General features: G+C 40.8%; 14 protein-coding genes and 3 pseudogenes. 4 read left to right on the forward strand and 13 right to left on the reverse strand.

What is annotated here, in order from left to right; all coding sequences use genetic code 11:
• Positions 1 to 201 precede the first annotated feature (201 nt).
• Together NSQ94_RS09730 and NSQ94_RS09735 are read left to right on the forward strand one after the other, a co-directional pair.
• A pseudogene (locus NSQ94_RS09730) lies at positions 202 to 931 on the forward strand (AzlC family ABC transporter permease).
• A 59-nt stretch (positions 932 to 990) separates the two neighbouring features.
• Complete coding sequence (locus tag NSQ94_RS09735; RefSeq protein WP_339230683.1) at positions 991 to 1,293, forward strand: AzlD domain-containing protein; 303 nt, start codon at positions 991 to 993, stop codon at positions 1,291 to 1,293.
• A gap of 1,507 nt (positions 1,294 to 2,800) precedes the next feature.
• Here the strand turns inward: NSQ94_RS09735 and NSQ94_RS09740 are convergent.
• Together NSQ94_RS09740 and NSQ94_RS09745 are read right to left on the reverse strand one after the other, a co-directional pair.
• Entirely contained in the window at positions 2,801 to 4,348 is a 1,548-nt protein-coding gene (locus tag NSQ94_RS09740; protein WP_063389473.1) for an acyl-CoA carboxylase subunit beta, read from the reverse strand.
• 14 nt (positions 4,349 to 4,362) lie between these two features.
• On the reverse strand, positions 4,363 to 5,142 hold the full coding sequence (locus tag NSQ94_RS09745; protein ID WP_063389474.1) for an enoyl-CoA hydratase: 780 nt from the start codon (positions 5,140 to 5,142) through the stop codon (positions 4,363 to 4,365).
• Between the two features lie 433 nt (positions 5,143 to 5,575).
• On the opposite strand from NSQ94_RS09745, the gene NSQ94_RS09750 reads away from it, so the two are divergent.
• On the forward strand, positions 5,576 to 6,805 hold the full coding sequence (locus NSQ94_RS09750) for an IS110 family transposase (RefSeq protein ID WP_027725928.1): 1,230 nt from the start codon (positions 5,576 to 5,578) through the stop codon (positions 6,803 to 6,805).
• 156 nt (positions 6,806 to 6,961) lie between these two features.
• Here NSQ94_RS09750 and NSQ94_RS09755 read toward each other — a convergent pair whose 3' ends face one another.
• From NSQ94_RS09755 to NSQ94_RS09800, 10 genes and pseudogenes are all read right to left on the reverse strand, one after another.
• Entirely contained in the window at positions 6,962 to 7,870 is a 909-nt protein-coding gene (locus tag NSQ94_RS09755) for a hydroxymethylglutaryl-CoA lyase (protein WP_063389475.1), read from the reverse strand.
• A gap of 12 nt (positions 7,871 to 7,882) precedes the next feature.
• Complete coding sequence (locus NSQ94_RS09760; RefSeq protein WP_063389476.1) at positions 7,883 to 8,095, reverse strand: acetyl-CoA carboxylase biotin carboxyl carrier protein subunit; 213 nt, start codon at positions 8,093 to 8,095, stop codon at positions 7,883 to 7,885.
• Between the two features lie 84 nt (positions 8,096 to 8,179).
• Positions 8,180 to 9,535, reverse strand: coding sequence for an acetyl-CoA carboxylase biotin carboxylase subunit (locus tag NSQ94_RS09765; protein ID WP_063389477.1), 1,356 nt, complete (start codon positions 9,533 to 9,535; stop codon positions 8,180 to 8,182).
• A gap of 10 nt (positions 9,536 to 9,545) precedes the next feature.
• Entirely contained in the window at positions 9,546 to 11,189 is a 1,644-nt protein-coding gene (locus NSQ94_RS09770; RefSeq protein ID WP_339230730.1) for an AMP-binding protein, read from the reverse strand.
• Between the two features lie 63 nt (positions 11,190 to 11,252).
• Positions 11,253 to 12,395 (reverse strand): acyl-CoA dehydrogenase, encoded by a 1,143-nt coding sequence (locus NSQ94_RS09775; protein ID WP_339230685.1) that lies wholly within the window; start codon positions 12,393 to 12,395, stop codon positions 11,253 to 11,255.
• 92 nt (positions 12,396 to 12,487) lie between these two features.
• Positions 12,488 to 13,135: a TetR/AcrR family transcriptional regulator gene (locus NSQ94_RS09780; protein WP_339192816.1), complete on the reverse strand. Its 648-nt coding sequence runs from the start codon at positions 13,133 to 13,135 to the stop codon at positions 12,488 to 12,490.
• 660 nt (positions 13,136 to 13,795) lie between these two features.
• Positions 13,796 to 13,969: a DUF4083 family protein gene (locus NSQ94_RS09785; protein WP_094245820.1), complete on the reverse strand. Its 174-nt coding sequence runs from the start codon at positions 13,967 to 13,969 to the stop codon at positions 13,796 to 13,798.
• 387 nt (positions 13,970 to 14,356) lie between these two features.
• Positions 14,357 to 15,819, reverse strand: a pseudogene (abc-f, locus tag NSQ94_RS09790) (ABC-F type ribosomal protection protein).
• Positions 15,800 to 16,720 carry a putative RNA methyltransferase gene (locus NSQ94_RS09795; RefSeq protein ID WP_339230687.1) on the reverse strand — a complete coding sequence of 307 codons (921 nt, stop codon included), beginning with the start codon at positions 16,718 to 16,720 and terminating at the stop codon, positions 15,800 to 15,802. Before NSQ94_RS09795 ends, abc-f begins: the two are co-directional and overlap by 20 nt.
• A 905-nt stretch (positions 16,721 to 17,625) precedes the next feature.
• Complete coding sequence (locus NSQ94_RS09800) at positions 17,626 to 19,200, reverse strand: Vga family ABC-F type ribosomal protection protein (protein WP_066250683.1); 1,575 nt, start codon at positions 19,198 to 19,200, stop codon at positions 17,626 to 17,628.
• Positions 19,201 to 19,238: 38 nt separating this feature from the next.
• Here NSQ94_RS09800 and NSQ94_RS09805 point away from each other — a divergent pair, with 38 nt between their 5' ends.
• Positions 19,239 to 19,391, forward strand: a complete 153-nt coding sequence (locus NSQ94_RS09805) for a hypothetical protein (RefSeq protein WP_158640213.1) — start codon at positions 19,239 to 19,241, stop codon at positions 19,389 to 19,391.
• 484 nt (positions 19,392 to 19,875) lie between these two features.
• Here the strand turns inward: NSQ94_RS09805 and NSQ94_RS09810 are convergent.
• Positions 19,876 to 20,836 (reverse strand): annotated as a pseudogene (locus NSQ94_RS09810) (bile acid:sodium symporter family protein).
• Positions 20,837 to 21,357 lie beyond the last annotated feature (521 nt).

Raw genomic sequence — 21,357 nt, forward strand, 5'->3', positions numbered from 1 at the left:
ACTCGTATATAAATACAAATTGATTTCCCTGCAAATGAAAACCGTTTTGGCCATTAAACTTCTAGCCTATGTGGATTTTCAATTTGAATTCATATCGTTAATTTGATTACGGATATAGTGTTATATAGTCATATTGACTGCTATACATATAATTCGTTTAGTATAAGTTTAGTTTATTATGAACCAGGGAGGGAATGATTCGTGCCAGAAACTATTTTAAATGTAAGAGATAAAACAAAATATCGTGATAATTTTATTGAAGGAGTAAAGGCCTGTTTACCTACCATATTTGGTTATTTAAGTATTGGCTTTGCTGCTGAAAGTTGTAGAAAAAGCGGCAGGTCTTAGTGTGTTGGAAATCGCTTTATTGTCTCTCTTTCTTTATGCAGGTTCTGGACAATTTGTTACAGCGGGGATGATTACAGATGGCAGTACTGTTCCATCTATTATTTTTGCAATTTTTTTAGTTAATCTTCGGCATCTTTTATTTAGTGTCTCTCTAGCCCCTTATTGTAGGCGTATGATCCTGTGGAAAAATTTTTTAATAGGTTGTCAAATAACAGACGAAACTTTTGGAGTAGCTTCTAATTATCTTGCAAACAAAAAAGAAGCTAGTTTTTCTTGGCTACTAGGGTTAAATATAACAGCTTATATCAATTGGCTTATAGCAAATATTTTGTGAGCCATCATGGGAGGATGGGTAACTAATACGGAGTCTATCGGAATGGACTTTGCGTTACCAGCTATGTTTGCTGGATGATTAGTATTTCAAATTATTGGTAAAGATGAGAGGCTATTAGAAATAGGCATAGCAATGTTTACAGTTGTTTGTTTACTTGTTGTTAATTTTTTAATACTAGGGATGTGGGGAGTCATGATTGCGACTATTATAGGATCAACCGTTGGGATGGTGATGAACAAATGGAAATAAGGTAGGAGATTTTTTTAATCATACTTGGAACAGGTATTGTTACATTAATCCCAAGAATAGTGCCTTCGTTATTCTTAAGCAGAATCAAACTTCCTGAGTGGTTTTTAAGTTGGCTTAGTTTTGTCCCCGTTACTGTTATGGCGGCGTTATTGACACAGAGCCTTTTATTTGATGATGGTCAACTTTCTCCGATGGCAAATAAGTTTGAATTATTGGCTATTATACCCACTTTTTTAGTTGCTCTATTATTTAGAAGTCTACTAGGAGTTGTTTTAGTGGGAATGATATCTGTCAGTTTATTTAAGATGGATTTTTTAAATGAAATTTTAAGGGGAAGATTTATAAAAAGACTGAAAGATTAGTCTTCCCCTGGTTAAAGTAAGCAGATATAAAAATAGTATGTAACTAGTGGTGTTATGACAAGAAAATGGATACGTTTAACAGAGAGTAATAGCCTAATCAGTTGCTTTTTCCAGGTTAGCTAAATAAACTGCCTCATATTCACATTGGGTACATCATTCACACTGAAAAAATAGTTCATATAATTCCCACTACAATAATCACCAGCTGAAAAATATAGTTCAAATTTTTCGGAAAAATTACCAATCTATTTTCAGTTATGTCCCCTTTCCTTATTTCATGCTTACGTTTTTCTGCCGCCAAAGTAAAATCCATAGAAATAATCCCAAGCTCTTAATTCCCTAAAGTACTGAGATGGTTTGACTGTAAAAAACCCTGCACGTGCAAAAGCAATAAGAAAAGCAAACTTGACAAATTGAAAAATGAATGATTCTCAATCCATCTTATCATCCCCCCTCTTTTTCTAATTGTTGAGAAATAAGAGGTAGTGGCTTTAGTTGTATTCACTTCTTCTTATAAGTTAACATAACATTTTTATTTAAAACTTTAAAAATAAGTTAATGTATTGTTGATTATTTGTTCTAGCCCTCTCCTTCCAAGTATGTATATTCGGAGATGAAGAGTATCTTTTTCTTTCCATTTGTTCGAAGTCCTCAAATGATTTTCCGTTTTTTAATCCTTTCTGCCCTTTAATTTTGCATTTTACCTTCTTGTATAATTTCTTTCTTTATCTTGTTTTATTGTTCATTTAGCACATAGTTCTATTTTTTTTACTGGATACGTCTCTCGCTTGAAACGGCATAATACTTGCTTGTGAAAATTTGTGAAATTTCTCCTTATGATGCTTTTTGATAAAATCTATTAATTTTTAATGCAAAAAGATCAATGACGGACAGTTGAACAAAGAATTCTGGGGACAAATTACAGCTCTCGTCTCATTCATTTGTCCGCCGACAGGGATGGCATTGGGTTGAGCTTATGGTGCATTAGAATTAAGCTCAACCGTTTCCGGAAAAGACTGGCTTTCAGGTTGAGAGCTTGGCACAGGGGAAAAATTATTCTGCAGCGCCCTCGACCCATTGGATATCGTCACTCGCGTTAGTTCGCTTTCTAAATTCAGCAGCGCGGACCGGTTACGGCCTCTTTGAGAAGCAACGGATCTCAAGCTGTTTACATGCTTGAAAGCTGGATTGTATCAAAAATCACAACATGCCTGTGACATGGTTGTCCGTGCGGAAGTAGGCGTATCTTCCCTCATCAAATGCGACAAGACAAAGCAAGTGATCAACAATTTAACGGAGGTATGAAAGCGAAATGCCTATGGATATAAGAATTTTACCCGTTTTCGTTCAAAAATACTATTATTCCACAAGTTTAAAAGAATTGAGGGACATATAGGCTAGCACTACCTTTTCTTTTAGAAAGGGAGGTACCCCCTTTCCAGAAGAAAAGGCCACCAAGCGAAGCGCGGCAGCCTGAACCCCAATATTTGACAAAGAACCTTTTTTATTACACCGGATATACTCCATGCTTTCTTTCCGAAAAGACGATATATTTCGACATATAGGCATCAAAGCGACGAATCAATTCTTCGCGAAGCTGGTTTGGAGCGATAATTCCATCTATCACCATCTCTGAGGCTAAACGATAAATATCAATATCGCGGCGATACTCCTCCCGTTTTTGTTCAATAAAGGCTGCCTGTTCTTCTTTAGGAAGCTCAGCAATTTTATTGGCATAGACTGCATTAACCGCTGCTTCTGGTCCCATCACGGCAATTTGCGCATTAGGAAACGCTAAGCAGCAATCCGGTTCAAAGGCCGGGCCAGCCATCGCATAAAGACCTGCCCCATACGCTTTTCGCACGATAATAGAAATTTTCGGAACCGTTGCTTCTGACATCGCTGAAATCATTTTCGCTCCATGGCGGATAATTCCTGCCCTTTCCACTTTTGTGCCGATCATAAATCCTGGAATATCGGCTAAAAATAAAAGCGGAATATGGAAGGCATCACATAAAGTAATAAATTTGGCTGCTTTATCAGCCGAATCATGGAATAGAACACCGCCTTTGATGCGCGGCTGGTTAGCGAGTATACCGATTGGCTGTCCATTCAAGCGAGCAAGTCCTGTAATCAATTCAGGTGCAAACAGCTTTTTGATTTCGCAAAAAGAGCCTTCATCAATAAAACGCTCGATCAAGTCATACATATTAAACGGCGCATTTTGATTCAGGGGTAAAATGTCCTCAATCGTTTTTTCAAAGCTCTTCGCTGGCTTTGCTTCGACAATTGGCGGTTTTTCAGCGAAATTGGCTGGAAAATAAGATAAGTACTTGCGGGCAAACTGAATGGCTTCTTCTTCTGTTTTCACAAGTACATCTCCACATCCAGAGACACTGCAATGCATTCGCGCTCCACCCATCTCTTCAAGCGTCACTTTTTCGCCAATCACCATCTCCGCCATTCGCGGCGATCCTAAATACATCGAAGCGTTTCCTTCGACCATAATGACGATATCGCAAAAAGCTGGAATATAAGCACCGCCGGCCGCCGATGGTCCAAATAATAAGCATATTTGCGGCACTTTTCCAGAAAGCTTTACTTGATTGTAAAAAATGCGCCCTGCCCCGCGGCGACCAGGAAACATTTCGACTTGATCCGTAATCCGCGCTCCAGCCGAGTCTACTAAATAAAGCATCGGGCACCGAAGCTTTTCTGCGGTTTCTTGGATACGAATGATTTTTTCTACGGTCCGTGATCCCCACGATCCCGCCTTTACCGTTGAATCATTGGCCATTACACATACGGTTTGCCCGTTGATTTTTCCGATCCCTGTTACCACGCCATCAGCTGGCAGACCGTCAGCAAGACAATTGGCAAATAAAGCATCCTCAAATTGCATTCCCTCATCAAATAACAGCTTTAGACGATCTCGTACGAATAGCTTGCCTTTCTCCGCATTTTTTTGATGGTACTTTAATGCGCCGCCTTGTTCAATTTTTTCGACTTGTTCCGCCAATTTCTCGGTCAATGTTTTTGCTTGCTCGTTGATCACTTGCACTTCCTCCTTTACTCTCCTTTATAAACAGGCTTCCGCTTTTCTTTAAAGGCTTGCAGCCCTTCTAAACGATCCTTCGTTGGAATTGTCATCTCATAAGCCATCTGCTCCAGCTTCAAACCTGTATATAAATCGACTTCCAGACCTCGATTAATGGCTATTTTAGCTTGGGCAACAGCAATCGGCGCATTTTGAATTATTTGTCCGGCAAGTTCGTTGGCCTTTTCCATTAACTGCTCATACGGCACAACATATTCTACTATTCCGATGCTGGCTGCTTCCGCTGCCGTTAGCCGTTTAGCCGTAAAAATGAGCTCCTTTGCTTTGCCTTTTCCGATTAAACGCGGGAGACGCTGAGTTCCGCCAGCACCTGGAATAATCCCAAGCGCCGTTTCGGTTAATCCAAGCTGAGCATGATCAGAGGCAATACGGATATCGCAAGCTAACGCCAATTCGAGGCCTCCGCCAAATGCAACGCCATTAATCGCGCAAATAGTTGGTGCTGGAAGCTGTTCAAATTCATTGATCGTCTCTCGAATCAGCGCAACGGTTTTTCTCACTTCTGTTTCAGTCATACTGGCACGTTCTTTTAAGTCAGCACCAGCACAAAATGCTTTTTTTCCACTTCCTGTTACGATCACACAACGGATCGAGCGATCAAACCTTAATTGCCCAAGCTTTTGCTTCAGCTCCATTAACAGCGCTGTAGACAAAGCGTTGACTGCTTGCGGGCGATGCAAAGTCAGCACTGCCACTCCATTCGCCGCCTCATAGAGAATAGAAGATTCCATTTAATCACTCTCCTCGTATACTAAGTTTCAGAAAGTTTTTTTATCGAATTTCCAGTCCGATACGCTCCTTGACAATCGCATATCTTGGGTGGTTGCCTTTGTGGGAGGGGCGCGCCCCTCCCACAAAGGGTTGAGCGTACCGGGGTTGGACTTTTCGCAATGTTCCTGGATAATGGTCTTAGGATCATCGGGGATACTCTTCTCACTCCTGTAGCTTTGACTACTTGTAAAGTCTGTCTCCTCGGCCCCTGTTTGGACGTCTAACCCGCAGGCTGTTCCCGTTGGTTTTCCCCATGCTGGAAGGAGCAGCTTCCAGGGCAGCCCATGGTCCAACGTGAGTTCTCATATGCGAGGGTGACTGGTCAACAGGCGCGATCCGGGGGCATCCCGAAGAGTCCTACCCCTCGATCCTACAACAATAGGAGGTGATCTCATGAAACTCTACGTCGGGATCGACGTGAGCTCACGCGACTTAGCCACCTGCATTATGGATCATGAAGGAAATACGTGCGCACGCTTCAAAGTGGATAATCATCTTCTGGGCGCCACCTTCCTTCGGGATCAAATCCTCCTGTGGGCTAACAAGCGAAAGCCAACCGAAATTCTGATCGGGATGGAAGCCACCTCGGTCTACAGTTGGCATCCAGCTATGTTTTTCCACCAGCAGGAGGCCTTGCAGGCTTGGAACGTCAAGGTGTTTACGATCAATCCAAAGCTCATTCGCAAGTTTAAAGAAGCCTATGTCGACTTGGAGAAAACGGATGACATCGATGCTTGGATCATTGCGGATCGGCTTCGCTTCGGCCGTCTGAAGATGACGGCTGTCCTCAAGGAGCAGTTTCTCGCGCTTCAGCGACTGACACGCATGCGATATCATCTCGTCCACCAGTTAACCCGTGAGAAACAGTATTTTCTCCAGCACTTGTTTTACAAATGCAGTTCCTTTACCCAAGAGGTGGACAGTTCGATCTTCGGACATGCCATTCTCGAACTGCTGCTTGAGTCGTGGAGCCTCGATGACATCTGCCAAATGGATGTCAAGCAGTTGGCCGACTTCCTGCGCCAAAAAGGGCGCAATCGCTTTGCCGATCCGGAATGCATCGCCAAGTCGATTCAAAAGGCGGCCCGTTCGTCGTATCGGTTGTCCAAGTGTGTCGAGGATTCCATCGACTTGCTGTTAGGGCTGTCGATTCAATCAATCCGCAGCCTGCAATCGCAGCTCAAAGAGCTCGATAAAGCCATTACCCGCCATCTTGAAGGCATTCCGAACACACTGCAAACCATCCCAGGCATCGGACCGGTTTATACCGCAGGCATCCTGGCCGAAATCGGGCAAATCGAGCGGTTTCACAACCAGGCCGCCTTGGCAAAATATGCCGGCTTGACATGGTCCAAGCACCAATCGGGCCGTTTTCAAGCCGAGGACACCTCCCTCATTCGTTCCGGCAATCGCTATCTCCGTTACTACCTAGTGGAGGCTGCCAACTCGGTGCAACGGCATGATGCGACGTTTCGTGCGTACTACCGGAAGAAGTATGAGGAAGTGCCCAAACACCAACATAAACGAGCCCTCGTCCTCACCGCTAGAAAACTCGTGCGTGTGATCGATGCGCTGCTACGCAACGGTCAAATCTACACGCCAAGAAAGGGGGAAGATCGATAAGAGGATCGATCTGGTATACCAATATCAACCTTTAGACCCAGTTTATTACATGTACCAATACTGGGTTTCTTCAGTATTGCCTTTTTTCGGATCATCGGACAAGGGAATTTCCAATTTCTATGATTTTTCACCTTGACATATTACCGCAGGACTTTATTAGGACAAACAAGGATCAACGGTTTGCAAATAATGGCTATTGAGCGCTCGACCGATTTTATTTTGAATAAATAGCGCTGCCTCCGTTAACCGCCCAGCATCAATGCCTGTAGCAATATCCATGCCATGAAGCATATATAATAAATCATCAGTCGCTACGTTTCCGGAAGCTCCCGGTGCATACGGACAGCCGCCCAGTCCACCAAGCGAGCTGTCAAAAGTCGTAATCCCCATTTCTAATGAAAGCAGCACATTGGCTAAGGCTGTTCCCCTTGTATCGTGAAAATGCATGGATAGCTTTTCTTTCGGGAATCTCTTTAGAAGCGAGTTGAGCACAGCTTCCACTTGGCGAGGGGTAGCAACACCGATCGTATCACCTAAAGAAAGCTCATCCACTCCCATTTCAAACAACCGCTCTGATATAGCAGCTACCTGCTCAATGGAAACTTCCCCCTCATAAGGGCAACCGAAAACCGTTGAAAGATAGCCGCGAACAGTTTTCTTAGCACGCTTTGCCTCCTGAACAACAGCTGTTAAGACAGGATAGGTATCTGAGATTGATTTATTAATATTTTTTTGATTATGCGTCTCGCTTGCAGACATAAATACAGAGATTTCATCAACTTGAGTCGTCAAAGCATTTTCAAGCCCTTTTTGATTCGGAACAAGCGCTGCATAAGTAACACCAGGAGCTCGTTCAATTCCTGCTGCAACATCTAGCGCATCGGCTAGCTGCGGAATCCATTTTGGATGAACAAATGATGTTATTTCAATGTACGTCAACCCTGTTTTGGAAAGCTGATTGATCCAAGCAATTTTATCTTCAGTCGCAATGGCTGTCTTTTCATTTTGCAGCCCATCACGAGGCCCTACCTCTTTAATCGTAACGTGTTTAGGCCAGTTGCCCACGCGCCTCACCTCTTATTCAAATTCAAGCAAAATATCGCCTTCATTGACAAAATCGCCTTCCCTCACATGAATTTCTTTAACGATTCCGCTTGCTTCTGCAGCAATAGGAATTTCCATTTTCATTGATTCTAAAATCACGACATCTTGCCCTTTCTCAATGTTTTCTCCGACAGAAACAACAATTTTCCATACATTCCCTGCCATTATTGCAACAATCTGATTCATCTTTTTACTCCTCCATTTCCTGAACTTGCAGATTGAAGGTCTTCCACTCTCTAATCAAGAAAAGTGGAAGACTTGATCAACATCTTATTTTTTGATAGAAACGCTGCTTAAATGCCGATTTACAAAATCGGTTGTTGTATGTCCCGCTTGAAATTCTGGGTGTGCCAACACTTCTTTTAGCATTGGAATGTTTGTTTTAATTCCTTCAATTTGATAGCTGCCAAGCGCTTGCAGCATGCGATTAATCGCTTCCTTTCGGTTTTCGCCTTTTACAATTAATTTAGCAATCATTGGATCATAAAACGGCGTTACGACCATTCCGCTTTGAACAGCTGTTTCATTGCGAATACGCTCTCCCTCCGGTAATTGAAGCGCAGTAATGGTTCCGGGGGATGGAAAAAATGTTTTTGGATCCTCTGCGTAAATCCGCACCTCGATGGCATGCCCTTGACGCTGGACGTGATCTTGGCTATAGCCGAGCTTTTCCCCAGCAGCGATGCGCAGCTGCTCTTCGACAAGATCCAGACCGGTGATCTCCTCAGTTACTGGATGCTCTACCTGAAGACGCGTATTCATTTCAAGAAAGTAGAAGTTTTTCTGTTCATCAACAAGAAATTCAATCGTTCCTGCATTTGTATAACCGATATATTGGGCAGCTTGAATGGCTGTCTCCCCCATTCTTTTTCTTGTTTGCTCATCTAAATACAGAGAAGGAGCTTCTTCAATCACCTTTTGGTGACGCCGCTGAATCGAACATTCACGTTCCCATAAATACACATAATTCCCGTAGTGGTCAGCAAGAAGCTGAACTTCAATATGGCGCGGATTCTGAATATACTTTTCCAAATACATCGCCCCATCGCCGAAGAAGGAAGTCGCCCGCTTTTGGTTGCCTTCAAACACTTTGTGCAATTCCTCTTCATTATGGACGATTTGCATTCCGATACCGCCACCGCCGCAAGACGCCTTTAACATAATAGGATAACCGATCGTCGCTGCTGTGCTTGCTGCTTCCTCGACATTTTGAAGCGGAAAGGAGATGCCGGGGACGATCGGCACGCCTGCTTCTGACATTGTTTTCCGCGACTCAATCTTACTTCCCATTTTCGCAATAACATCAGCATTCGGTCCGATAAATACAATTCCTTCCTCTTCACAACGGTGCGCAAATGTCGGGTTTTCCGACAAGAGACCATATCCTGGATGAATCGCTTCCGCTTTCGTCGCTTTTGCAACGTCAATGATTTTGTCAATATTCAAATAACTTTCACTGACATGCGGCTTTCCAATTAAATAAGCTTCGTTTGCCCATTTTACATGGAGCGAATCAGCATCTGCTTCTGAATATATGGCTACTGTCTGAATTCCTAACCGCCGGCACGTTCGAATGACTCGAGCTGCAATTTCTCCCCGATTGGCCACTAACACTTTTTTAAACATGCAACTCCTCCTATTCATGTGTTGTCTTTGTACTAAGAATTTGTTTAGCCTGCTCGCGCAATTTAAATTTTTGAATTTTTCCGGATGCTGTCATCGGATACGAATCGGTAAATTCAATATAACGGGGGATTTTATGACGCGATATTTTTCCGCGGCAAAATTCTTGAACTTCTTCAGCCGTCGCAGTTTGCCCTGGTTTTAAAATAATCCACGCCATTACTTCTTCTCCGTATTTTTCATCAGGTACACCGACCACTTGAACATCTTGAATTTTCGGATGCTGATATAAAAATTCTTCAATTTCCCGTGGATAAATGTTTTCTCCGCCGCGGATGATCATATCCTTTAGTCTTCCAGTAATGCGGTAATATCCATTTTCATCCATTATTGCTAAGTCGCCTGTACGGAGCCATCCTTCCTCATCAATCGCTTCTTTCGTCGCTTCCGGATTGTTATAATATCCTTTCATGACATGATACCCTCGCGTACATAGCTCTCCTTGCACACCGCACGGTACTTCCTTGTTTGTGCCTGGTTCAACTATTTTGACTTCAACGTTTGGAAGAGCACGCCCGACTGTCTCGACGCGCAAATGAATAGGATCATCCGTTCTCGTCTGAGTAATGACAGGCGAAGATTCAGTTTGTCCATAAGCAATCGTAATTTCTTTGGCTCCCATTTTTTCGATGACCGACTTCATTACTTCAATTGGACAATTTGATCCCGCCATAATTCCTGTCCGCAATGAAGACAGATCGTATTTTTCGAAATCAGGATCGTTCAACTCAGCAATAAACATGGTCGGCACACCATGTAAAGCGGTGCATTTTTCGTCTTGAACCGTTTGAAGCACTTGGGTAGCATTGAATTCTTGTATTGGTACGATCGTAGCGCCGACAGAGACGCATGCTAAGACGCCAAGCACGCAGCCAAAGCAGTGAAAAAATGGCACAGGAATACATAATCGATCATCTTTCGTGAGTTTCATGCATTGAGCAATATTGTAGGCGTTGTTGATAATGTTGTAGTGGCTGAGCATAACTCCTTTTGGAAATCCTGTCGTTCCTGAAGTGTATTGCATGTTGATGACATCATGCGGGTCAAGGGAGTTCATTCGTTGATCGAGTTCATCTTCAGCGGTATCTTGAGCCATCGCCAAAAGATCATTCCATGTATATGTGCCAGGGTAACGCTTATCACCAAGAACGATGACATTTTTTAGACGTGGAAGACGCTTCGCCTTCAGCTGTCCTGGCTGACATTCGTACAGCTCCGGGGCAATCTCATAGATCGTGTCAATGTAAGAGGTATCGCGATATTGTTCGATTAAAAGAAGGGTCGTGGAATCTGATTGCTTCAATAAGTATTCTAATTCAGCTGTACGGTAGTTCGTGTTGACCGTCACAAGTACAGCCCCCATTTTACCTGTAGCAAACTGGCATGCCAGCCATTCAGGAGTGTTGGTTGCCCAAATTGCAATATGCTCTCCTGACTGAATGCCCAGTTTCATTAAGCTTCGAGCAACAAGACGACAATATTCATCAAACTGCCTGTATGTCATTCTAAGTCCGCGATCTGCATACACAACAGCCTCATGCTCTGGATAAGCATTCGCTTTTTCTTCTAATAGTTTGCCAACCGTAACCTCTAACATCTCCGTCATAACATGCGCCTCCTTTGTTTAAATAAATTTTCATCCTCTCCATTTTTCTGTCCTTTAACATCCAAGCTGACGGGCAATAACGATCCGCTGAATTTCTGATGTGCCTTCACCAATTTCCATGAGCTTAATATCGCGCAAATGGCGCTCGATCCCATATTCTTTCATATACCCGTATCCTCCATGAATTTGAATTGCCTGATTACATATGCGGAAGCCAGCTTCAGAAGCGAACAGTTTAGCGAAAGAGGCTTCTTTTGTAAACGGTTTCCCTTGATCCTTTAGCCAGGCCGCTTTATACACCATGCTGCGGGCTAATTCGATTTCCATCGCCATATCGGCAAGCTTAAATTGAATCGCTTGGAATTTAGAAATGGATTGACCAAATTGTTTCCGTTCCTTCGCATATTGAAGCGCTTTCTCAAACGCGGCTTGAGCGATGCCAACGGCAAGAGCAGCAATCGAAATGCGACCGCCATCTAGAGTATATAAAAATTGCTTAAATCCCTTTGCCGGATCCCCTAATATGTTCTCTTTCGGCACGCGTACATTTTCAAGCACAAGCTCGCACGTATTCGAGGCACGGACACCCATTTTGTCGTAATTGCATTGAATCGTAAATCCCGGAGCGTTTGTTGGAACAATGAAAGCAGAGATGATGTTTTTATCCTTGTCATCCTTTCCGGTCACTGCGGTGACAATCACTTGTCTTGCATGCCCTGCATTCGTAATCCAGCATTTTTCTCCATTAATCACATATTCATCTCCGTCAAGCACCGCTCTCGTTCGGGTTCCGCCAGCATCTGAACCGGCATTCGGTTCAGTTAACCCAAACGCTCCCAACGCCTCTCCTTTGGCCATCGGAACAAGCCACTTTTGCTTTTGCTCTTCTGTACCAAAATAGTAAATAGGGCTTGCACCTAATGAGACAGCAGCAGCATAGCTAAGACCTGTTCCGCCACAGGCGCGGCCAATTTCCTCTACAGCAACAGCATATGAAATCGTATCGCCACCAGCTCCGCCATATTCTTCTGGGAACGGGATTCCCAATAGCCCTAGCTCTCCCATCTTTTTGAATATTTCGATGGAAAAATAGGCTTCTTCATCCCATTTCGCTGCGTTTGGTGCAATTTCCTTCTCAGCAAACTCCCTTACCATTTCTTTAATCATCTGTTGCTCTTTTGTAAGTTCAAAATTCATGCTCTCTCCCCCATTTCTAACATATTATTCTAAAACCGACTAGTCGGTTTTTTACGAAAAATTTACGTTAACCAAAAATCATTTTTTAAATTTTAAAATGATTGAAGCGAAGTCTGCTTGCTTTTGATGAAATAAATGATATTTTCCGCCTTTTGCTTAGCCTTTTCTGTAAGGACAGAATGCAGAATAAAATCAATAAAATAGTCGGCAATTTGCTCGATTGTCATCGGTCCTTCCGGCTTATACCATTTATACGTCCAGTTCACCATGCCAATAATCGTCATGCCTGTAATTTCCACTGAAAGCTCTGGGCGAAACTCGCCTGCGTCAATTCCTTCGCGAATGACCCGAAAAATCACCTGCTTAAACTCATCACGCTTTTCATTAATTTTTTGTGCATACTCCGGCTTTAAATAATTGCTTTCTTGATAAAACACCGTTATATGCGGCTTATATAAATGAAATACTTTCACAAATGATTGGATAATAGCACATAAACGCTCTGTAGGGGTTTTGTAGTTTTCATAGGCCGCCTGTGCCTTGTTGAGCACATAGGTGATAAACACATCGTGAATGTGATAAAGAAGTTCATCTTTTGATTTAAAATTATGATAAAAGCCGCCTTTTGATGCGTTGATTTCTGTGACAATCCGATCGACAGTAACCCCATGATAGCCGTATTGTTCAAAAAGATGCAGAGCCGTATCGATAATTCTTTCTTTTAAAGTTTTATTTGCCATAGGAAATCTCCTTCATCAACTTATATTAACACAATTTTCAGAAAAGTTGAATATTTTATAGCTGTTATTTATAAAATACGTAATAAATGCCCCAAATGTCAATCCTCGTTTAATAAGATTGAGTCAAAATTTTGTGGGTATTTTCTTTTTTGTACAGAAGAATTTTTTATTCGAAAGCGTTTACTGAACTCCTTAGTTTGCTTGTGCAGTACCGTTTAGGATTTTTTAAAATCCAATCATCGATATCTAGCCATGATACATCGGGCTGCCAGATGAATGCTGTAGATAAGGAACTGATCAAGAAGACATAGATATTGCTTTGATTTGTTTGTTTTTCTCTCTTATAAAACAATAGTTTGATATCTTCGCACAAGAGTTAATAGTTGTTTTCTTCTTTCCTGACTTAAAAAAAATTCCGGAATAGTATGTATTAATCTAAGTTTACATGTTTCATAAATTCTCATTCCATCTTCATCCATTGGTACAGATACAATGTTCGTGCCGCAGGATCGGAATACATTTGAGTGCAGTTGGATAAGTAGGTACTTCTTGAAATCTCCCTGAAGGCAATCGTTCCCCCTCAGACACAATGTTTTTAGGTTAGTTTTTGTCTAATTCTATGTTGTAAAACGGCCTCCTTAAACCGTCTAAAAGAATAGGTTATCCTTTGCTTTGTTTCTCTAACAGTTCAATGATTCTATCCAGCTTCTTATCAATTTGTGCTGAACTTTTGCTCATGACTAATGATTTGACTACAAAGAACACTGCACGTGTAAAAGCAATAAGAAAAGCAAACATGACCAATGGAAAAATGAATGATTCCCAATCACCCATCCTCTTTTTCTAACTGTATCACAAAGAAACAAAGGGCTGGAATCTTTGGTTGTATCCCGACTCACCATACAGTTAACATAACATTTTTATTAAAAACTTTAACAATAAGTAAATAGCAAATTTATTTTGATTGTTTGCTCTAGAGTGAATGCTTCTGTTTGATGCCCTTTAAAGAATTCTCTGTTTTTAATCCTTTTTCTTCTCCTTAAACTTCCATTTTTCCTTTACCTTCTTGTTTAATTATTTTCATTATTTTGTTTCAATGTTCATTTAGCACATAGTTCTATTTTTAAAAAATAAGCGTTCACACTATACAATTTCTTATTAAAAAGTCACCCGCCTAAAAAGGATTCTTATAAAAAAAGAAGCAGGAACGTCTTCCCTGCTTCAGTTTCTTAGCTTCAATTGTTGGTTTTCCATGACATATATATGATCTGCGACACGATCAATAAACATGCGATCATGCGATACGAGGATAACAGTTCCTTCATATCCTTTTAAAAAACGCTCTAACGCTTCAATAAAAAAACATCCAAAAAATTGGTCGGTTCATCTAAAATCAGTATATTGTATCTTCCTAAAAATAGTTGACACAAAACTAGACGGATAGCTTCGCCACCGCTTAAATTTCGGACGTTCTTTTCTAAATCATTTCCTGTAAAATTCATTGCGTGCAGAACTGCACGAATCTTACTTTCATGATAGTCGCTTCGTTCTTTCATAAATGAAACTACTGTTTCGTTCTTTTCAAATTGATAGCCCATTTGTTTATATGATCCGATGACAGCTTTCGGAGAAAGAATAATTCCTTCCCCTTGCTGGATGATATGACGAAGGAGTGTTGTTTTCCCTGAACCATTTTTTCCTGTGATAGCGATCGTGCTCCCTAATGGGAATTGGAAACTGGCTTCTTTAAGCAGAATTTTATTTCCTGCCTTAAGCGTCAATCGATCCGCCATAATGGGAAACTTATTGTGCAGCTTGAGAGCAGCTGACTGAGGAAAATAAAGGGTTTGTTCCTTTTTTGGCGCCTCTACTGCTTCGAGTTGCTCCGCACGCTGCTCAATCGCTTTTGCTGCACGTTGAATCGCCTTTTGGCTTGTATCCTTTGATTTCGTCATAAACATTTTATTTGCCTTTGCTTTTGTTTCCTTTTTTGACATACGTTTATTTGGCTGAGTAATTTTTTCAGCCTTTTTCATTTTCTCCTCAGCTGCTTTTAAAAGACGCGTTTTTTCTTTCACGTATTTTTCGTACTCTTTAAGCTGTCTATTCCGAGCGAGCTTTTTTTGTTCTGCGTAGTCTGAATAATTCCCCGTATATTCCGTTACACGCCCGTCTTCTACCTCCCAAATTTTTGTAACGAGTTCATCCAGCACATGTCGATCATGGCTTACAAGAACAAGCGCGCCATAGTAATAACTTAGCTCATCAATGAAAAACTGCACACCGTCCTCATCTAAGTGTGTTGTCGGCTCGTCTATTAATAAACCTTCATGATAGGTGGAGAAAATTTCCGCTAATTTCAAACGAGTTTGTTCTCCGCCGCTTAAATTTTTCACTTCTGTTTGCGGGATTGACAACCTTCCTAGCAATTTATAATCGATTTCACGTTTAATCGGTCTTGACAGCTGATCAAAATAAGCAAAATCGGCAAAGCGATGTACTTGACCTTTATCAGGCGTAATTTGGCCTGCCAAAAGCTTCAACAACGTACTCTTTCCGGCCCCGTTTTTTCCGACAATCCCGATACGATCAAATTGGTGTACGGCCAGTCGAGGAATATTTAATACAAGTTGGCCGGAAAATGAAACTTCAATATTATTTAACTCAATCAATACTTTTTCCATGATTCGCAGCCCCCATTCTTGTTGCAAATGTTTTCTTTACGCCTACTAAAATTTCCAAATCCACCATGATCTCAGCCGAATCCCGATTTATAAACGCATCAATACGCCCTTTATCCGCAGACCATGCTAGCGGGGTCATTTGCACCAAGTGTTTAAGATCAGCTTTATTAAGGTTCTTTGTGTAACATAAATGCTGCACATCCAGTAGATGGAGATGTTTTTTGAAAAGCGACACTGTTTGATCATTTTTATAGAACTTTTTTTCGTTATGATCAAATAGTTCATCTCTCAGCTCTTTCAAATAATGAGGACGAGGAATAACTTTAATGACAAGTCCATCTTCGACTAATATCCTCTTGAATTCTTTGTAATTGGCAGGAGATAAGATATTTAGAATTACATGAAACGATTGATCCGCAAGCGGTGATGTTGCCAAGTCGCCTACCATCCAAATTTGGTTTTCGTATCTCTTCGCAGCCATGGCAATGCCTTCCTTTGAAATATCAAGACCAACCCCAGTCATTGCCGAAACCTTACATTCGTCCAAAATCCTTTGTAAATGGGAGCCCTCTCCGCACCCTACATCTGCAACCATTAAAGGTTTAAAAGAAACGTCCATATACTCCTTTATCGACGTTGCAATCGCTTCATGCACGAATGTGTATAAGTCGCTTTCCATAATGATTTTGCGTCTTGCTTCAAACAATTCCTTCTTGTAATGACTAGTAGAGGAACGAGTCATCAAGTTTACATATCCTTGTTTAGTGAAATCAAAAGTATGATTTTTAGAGCATATTAGGCTTTTCAAATCAACAACCCTCATCGAACTTTTACAGAGTGGACATCTGAATGCCGCTACAAATTCACTAACAAGTTCTGCACTTTTGATTTTTTTGGTCATGTGATCTCTCCCTTTCCAAATAAAAAACACAGGCGATCTGCCTGTGATTCAGAGTAAAGGGAAGAAGACCCATCCTTATTTAAATTACGGGGCTATTTGAAGCCGTCACCAAATAAAGTGAAACTTCCATCAGTGGGCGACATGTGCTAGTGCCGATGAAGAAATGATGACGCTGCGTTTTTAATCGGCCTTCATCCCCACTGATGGTTAGCTAAACCAATCGGGCTTTTACGGGCAGTTATTCCCCACTTAGACTTATTATTTCAGCTTTAGTCTTGAAGCGGGGACTTATTGCCCGTTAAAGCGGGATAAACCTTCCTTTTGCTAAATAAAAGAAGGATAATTATACATATATAAAAAAGACAGACGAGACCCGTCTGTCTTCATATTACATATTTTCTATATGAAATGAAGATTATTAAAAAAGGACAGACTGCTCCCATTACTCTGCATTCACAAGCAGAGCCTTTGAACGTATTTAATTACTTAGTTCAAAGCTGGGAAACGCAATCTGACAGAATACACTTTTTAATAATCCTCCTTTAAATTTTCAGTACACCGATTATTATAGAGATCTTATCTGAAAAAGTCAAAGAAAACTAGCAATTATTCCGCTTTTATACAACATTTTCTTGAAGAAGCTGTCCATTAATCTCCCTGATTCTCCACCATCTGATCCCTTTAGAAAACAATAATACCTGAAGTTTGTGACAGCATTTTGTGCTTAACACATACACGTGATCATTTTATAAGCTTTAAATGATCGTGATCCAAGCAGTTTCATCACTTCCTGTAAAATCTTTTCTGTATTTTTTGCTCAACTGTCCAAGACGATATTGGTATTGCTCTTTAAATAAAAGCTATACATCGAAATTACCTTTGGTTCAAAAAAGAATTCTTCGCAATTATTCAAACTTGTCCAATTCCCTTTTTTCTCGTAAAAGTTTTTGAAATTCCATTTCTAATTCTTTAGATGGTTCGATACTTAAGCGACTTAGTACTTCTGATATTTTTGTTTCGAGTAAGAGACGTTTTTCTTTTGCAGTGTCTCGAGTTTTTTGCAGTTGAGCATGTTTATATTGCTGATAGGTTCCTTCAAAAAGTGCAATCTTTTGATTACGTATTGCCAAAATTCGTGTAGCGATATTTTCAATGAATCGGCGATCGTGGGAGACGAAGATCACGCTTCCTTCATACTCTTTTAGAAGAGACTCTAATGCTTCAACAGATTCCGTATCAAGAAAATTCGTCGGTTCATCTAAAATTAACGTATTGATATCACTTAAAAATAGTTTTGCCAGCGCAACTTTTACCCGCTCACCGCCGCTCAAAACCTCTACTGGCTTATATACATCATCTCTGAAGAAATGCATTCTCGCAAGAACCGTCCGAATAAGTGTTTCATTCTGTTTAGAAGAAGACTGGACATTCTCAATAATAGATTTTTCCACATCTAATATATTTAAATTTTGGCTAAAGTACCCCATTTTCACAGCCGGGGAAAGTGTAATGCCAGGCTCTTCGTTGATGATCTTTTTTACAAGCGTCGTTTTTCCACTTCCATTTGGACCGATAATCGCTAATTTATCACCACCGCGTACATAGAAGCTTGCATTGCTCCAAAGTACACGTTCGCTAATCCTGCCTGTTACATCCTCTACACGTAAGATAATTCGATTTTTAAACGCTTCTGCATTCGGCAAGTTCATCTTAAGCGGCGGGAGTTCTTTCACTTTTTCTACCTTTTCAAGTTTTTCTAATCTCGTTTCAATGGCTTTCGCTGTTTTTTGCAGCTTCTTTTGCTTTTTGGCAAAGTACGGCTTCGCTCCAGTAATTTTCGCCTCTGATTTACTTACCTTTTTAGGAGTCTTTGTTGCTCTTTCCGCTTTTTTCTCTTTTAATTTTAATGCTTCTTCTAACTGCTTTCTCTTTTTCTCGTATTTTTCATACGCTAACTGTTCTTGACGTCTCTCTACTTCTTTTTGTTTTACATAATCGCTGTAATTGCCTGTATATTCCTTAATCTTTCCTTCATTGATTTCCCATATGGTCGTACAAAGAGCATCCAAAAATTCGCGATCATGTGAAACAATGATAAATGCCCCCTGCCACTCTTTCAGTTTCTTTTCTAACCATTCAATATGGTCTGTATCGAGATTTGTCGTTGGTTCGTCTGCAAGTAAAAGCTCTGGATCTTTCACAAAAGCTTTTTGAATATATTCTTGCGTCACTTCACCACCGCTTTTTGTTGTATCTGTTCGTTTAAACTGCGGCAAAAGTTCAAATTGAGTATGTTGAATAACGCTCCCTTCCTCTGAAGAAATTTTTTTAGCTAAAATATGAAGTAACGTCGTTTTCCCACTTCCATTTCGACCAACTAATCCAATTCGATCTTTTTGATGGATTTCCAATCGATCCACATCTAGTAATAAACGATCCTGTACATAGTGCTTTATATGATGAGCTTCTAATAAGAGCATATGAACATCTCCTTTGTACTAACTTAGGAGACAAAAAAATGCCTCCTATATACATTCAGAATAGGAGGCATAAATATTTAGGGGCACACCAAAAAGAAACTATTCTTTTAGATCCACCTATAGAAGACCAATCCTATTCTGAAAAAACGACAATTGAAGTCATTGCAAACACAGCAGAGATTGTCTGCTAAACATAGCCTTCAATTGTAACCTTTCATAAATAGGATTAGTACTTCATTAGGTCAGTTCACCCTTCCGATCTTAAGTTTAAATTTACTATAAACGATTTACTAAGAATTGTCAAATGTTAATTGTAAATAAAAAACATTTTTGTTAATGGAACAAATTTTTACATTCCACTCATACATAAATAGCATTTGAGGAGTTTCGTCACGTTTACACATCGACAGCCTGACAAAATTAAATATTTCGAAACAATAATAAAGCGTATCAAGGTATTTTTGGGATTAGAAAACGTCCCAACTGCATTTGATGAACAACAAAAGATTTATAGTTCTGGCTCTGTCACGGTCATCAGAGTAAGACTTGTTGGCGAGCTGCCTAACGGAACAACAGCAACAGATTTAGCCCTTAAAGTAACTCAAGTACCACTTTTTACTACAAAAATAACAGCACAGACCTTGGTCATTGGTCTGTGCTGCTAATCTTTATAGATCATGTTGTAATCGTTGATTGATTGCTTTCCTTCTTTTCGCTTTTTTTACGGAAATAGGTCGCCACAATCGGTCCAGAGATGTTATGCCAAACGCTAAAAATTGCGCTTGGAACAGCGGCAAGAGGCGAAAAATGAGCAGTCGCCAGCGCAGCTCCAAGTCCGGAATTTTGCATGCCGACCTCAATCGAAATCGCTTTTTGTTTCGGCTCTGACATTTTAAGCAGCTTCGCAAACCAGTAGCCGAGCAGCAATCCAAGCCCATTATGAGCAACGACGATAAGGAAAATAAGAAGCCCGCTTTTTGCGATAGCCTGCTGGTTTTGAGCGACGACAGCAGCCACGATAGCCACAATAGCGATAACGGAAACGAGCGGAAGAATTTGAACGGTTGCTTTTACTTGTTTTTTAAACAACATTTGTACAATCAGTCCGAGAATAATAGGAATAAGTACAACTTTCACGATTGACCAAAACAGAGCACCGGCTGAAACGGACAGCCATTTCCCTGCAAGCAGCAAAATTAAGGACGGTGTTAAAATGGGAGCAAGCAAGGTTGACACGGACGTAACAGCGACTGAAAGCGCCGTATCACCTTTTGCCAAATACGTCATGACATTGGAAGCCGTTCCGCCAGGACAGCAGCCAACAAGAATGATGCCGATCGCTACTTCAGGTGAAACAGGCAATAAGGTAGCGAGCAAAAAGGCCAAAAGCGGCATAATAAAAAATTGGGCGATTACCCCAATCAGCACATCTATCGGACGTGCGAAGACTTCCTTAAAATCATTGGCTGACAAGGTCAATCCCATTCCAAACATGACGATACCTAGCAGCGGCACAATATATGGGGCGACCCATGTAAATGCTTTTGGCTCAAAAAAAAGCTAATGCTGCGAATATTAATACCCAAATTGCAAAAGTATTGCTGACAAAATTGCTTAGTTTTACAAGAATCCCCATTATTTCTTCCCCTTCCAATTTTATGAATACAACAGCTATTATACTTTTAATATTCGAAAAGTTTCAACTATAAAAATAATAGGTTACTATGGTCTCTCCCGTTTTTTTTCCACACGACGATCAGCGTGCAAAATGAAAATACTATATTTCATTAAAGGCGATCCAACCAATTTGCGAATACGATAAATGCATTGATGTTTTCAACATCGAAAACACTCAGGAACAACCGACTGCATAGCTTCATGTCGATTGACCGATACTGATAGCAATTCATATTGGATAGATCGTCGTATATGGGGTACACTGGTCAACGTTTGTTTGCATCGTTTTCCTCTCCCAATATAATGAAAAAGGATGATGACTCTTATTAGCAACGATGAATTTGAAAAAGTTTACTTGATAACGGCTGATTTTATGGACCGTATCTATCACTGATTAGCTATATATTCATGACATTTTACGAGCATAGCGCTTTATGCTTTACAATTGGAGTGGTTAGCCTACGTGATTCCATCCGCTGG

The sequence above is a fragment of the Aeribacillus sp. FSL K6-2833 genome, assembly GCF_037965815.1.
In the GTDB taxonomy this organism is placed as follows: domain Bacteria; phylum Bacillota; class Bacilli; order Bacillales; family Aeribacillaceae; genus Aeribacillus; species Aeribacillus composti.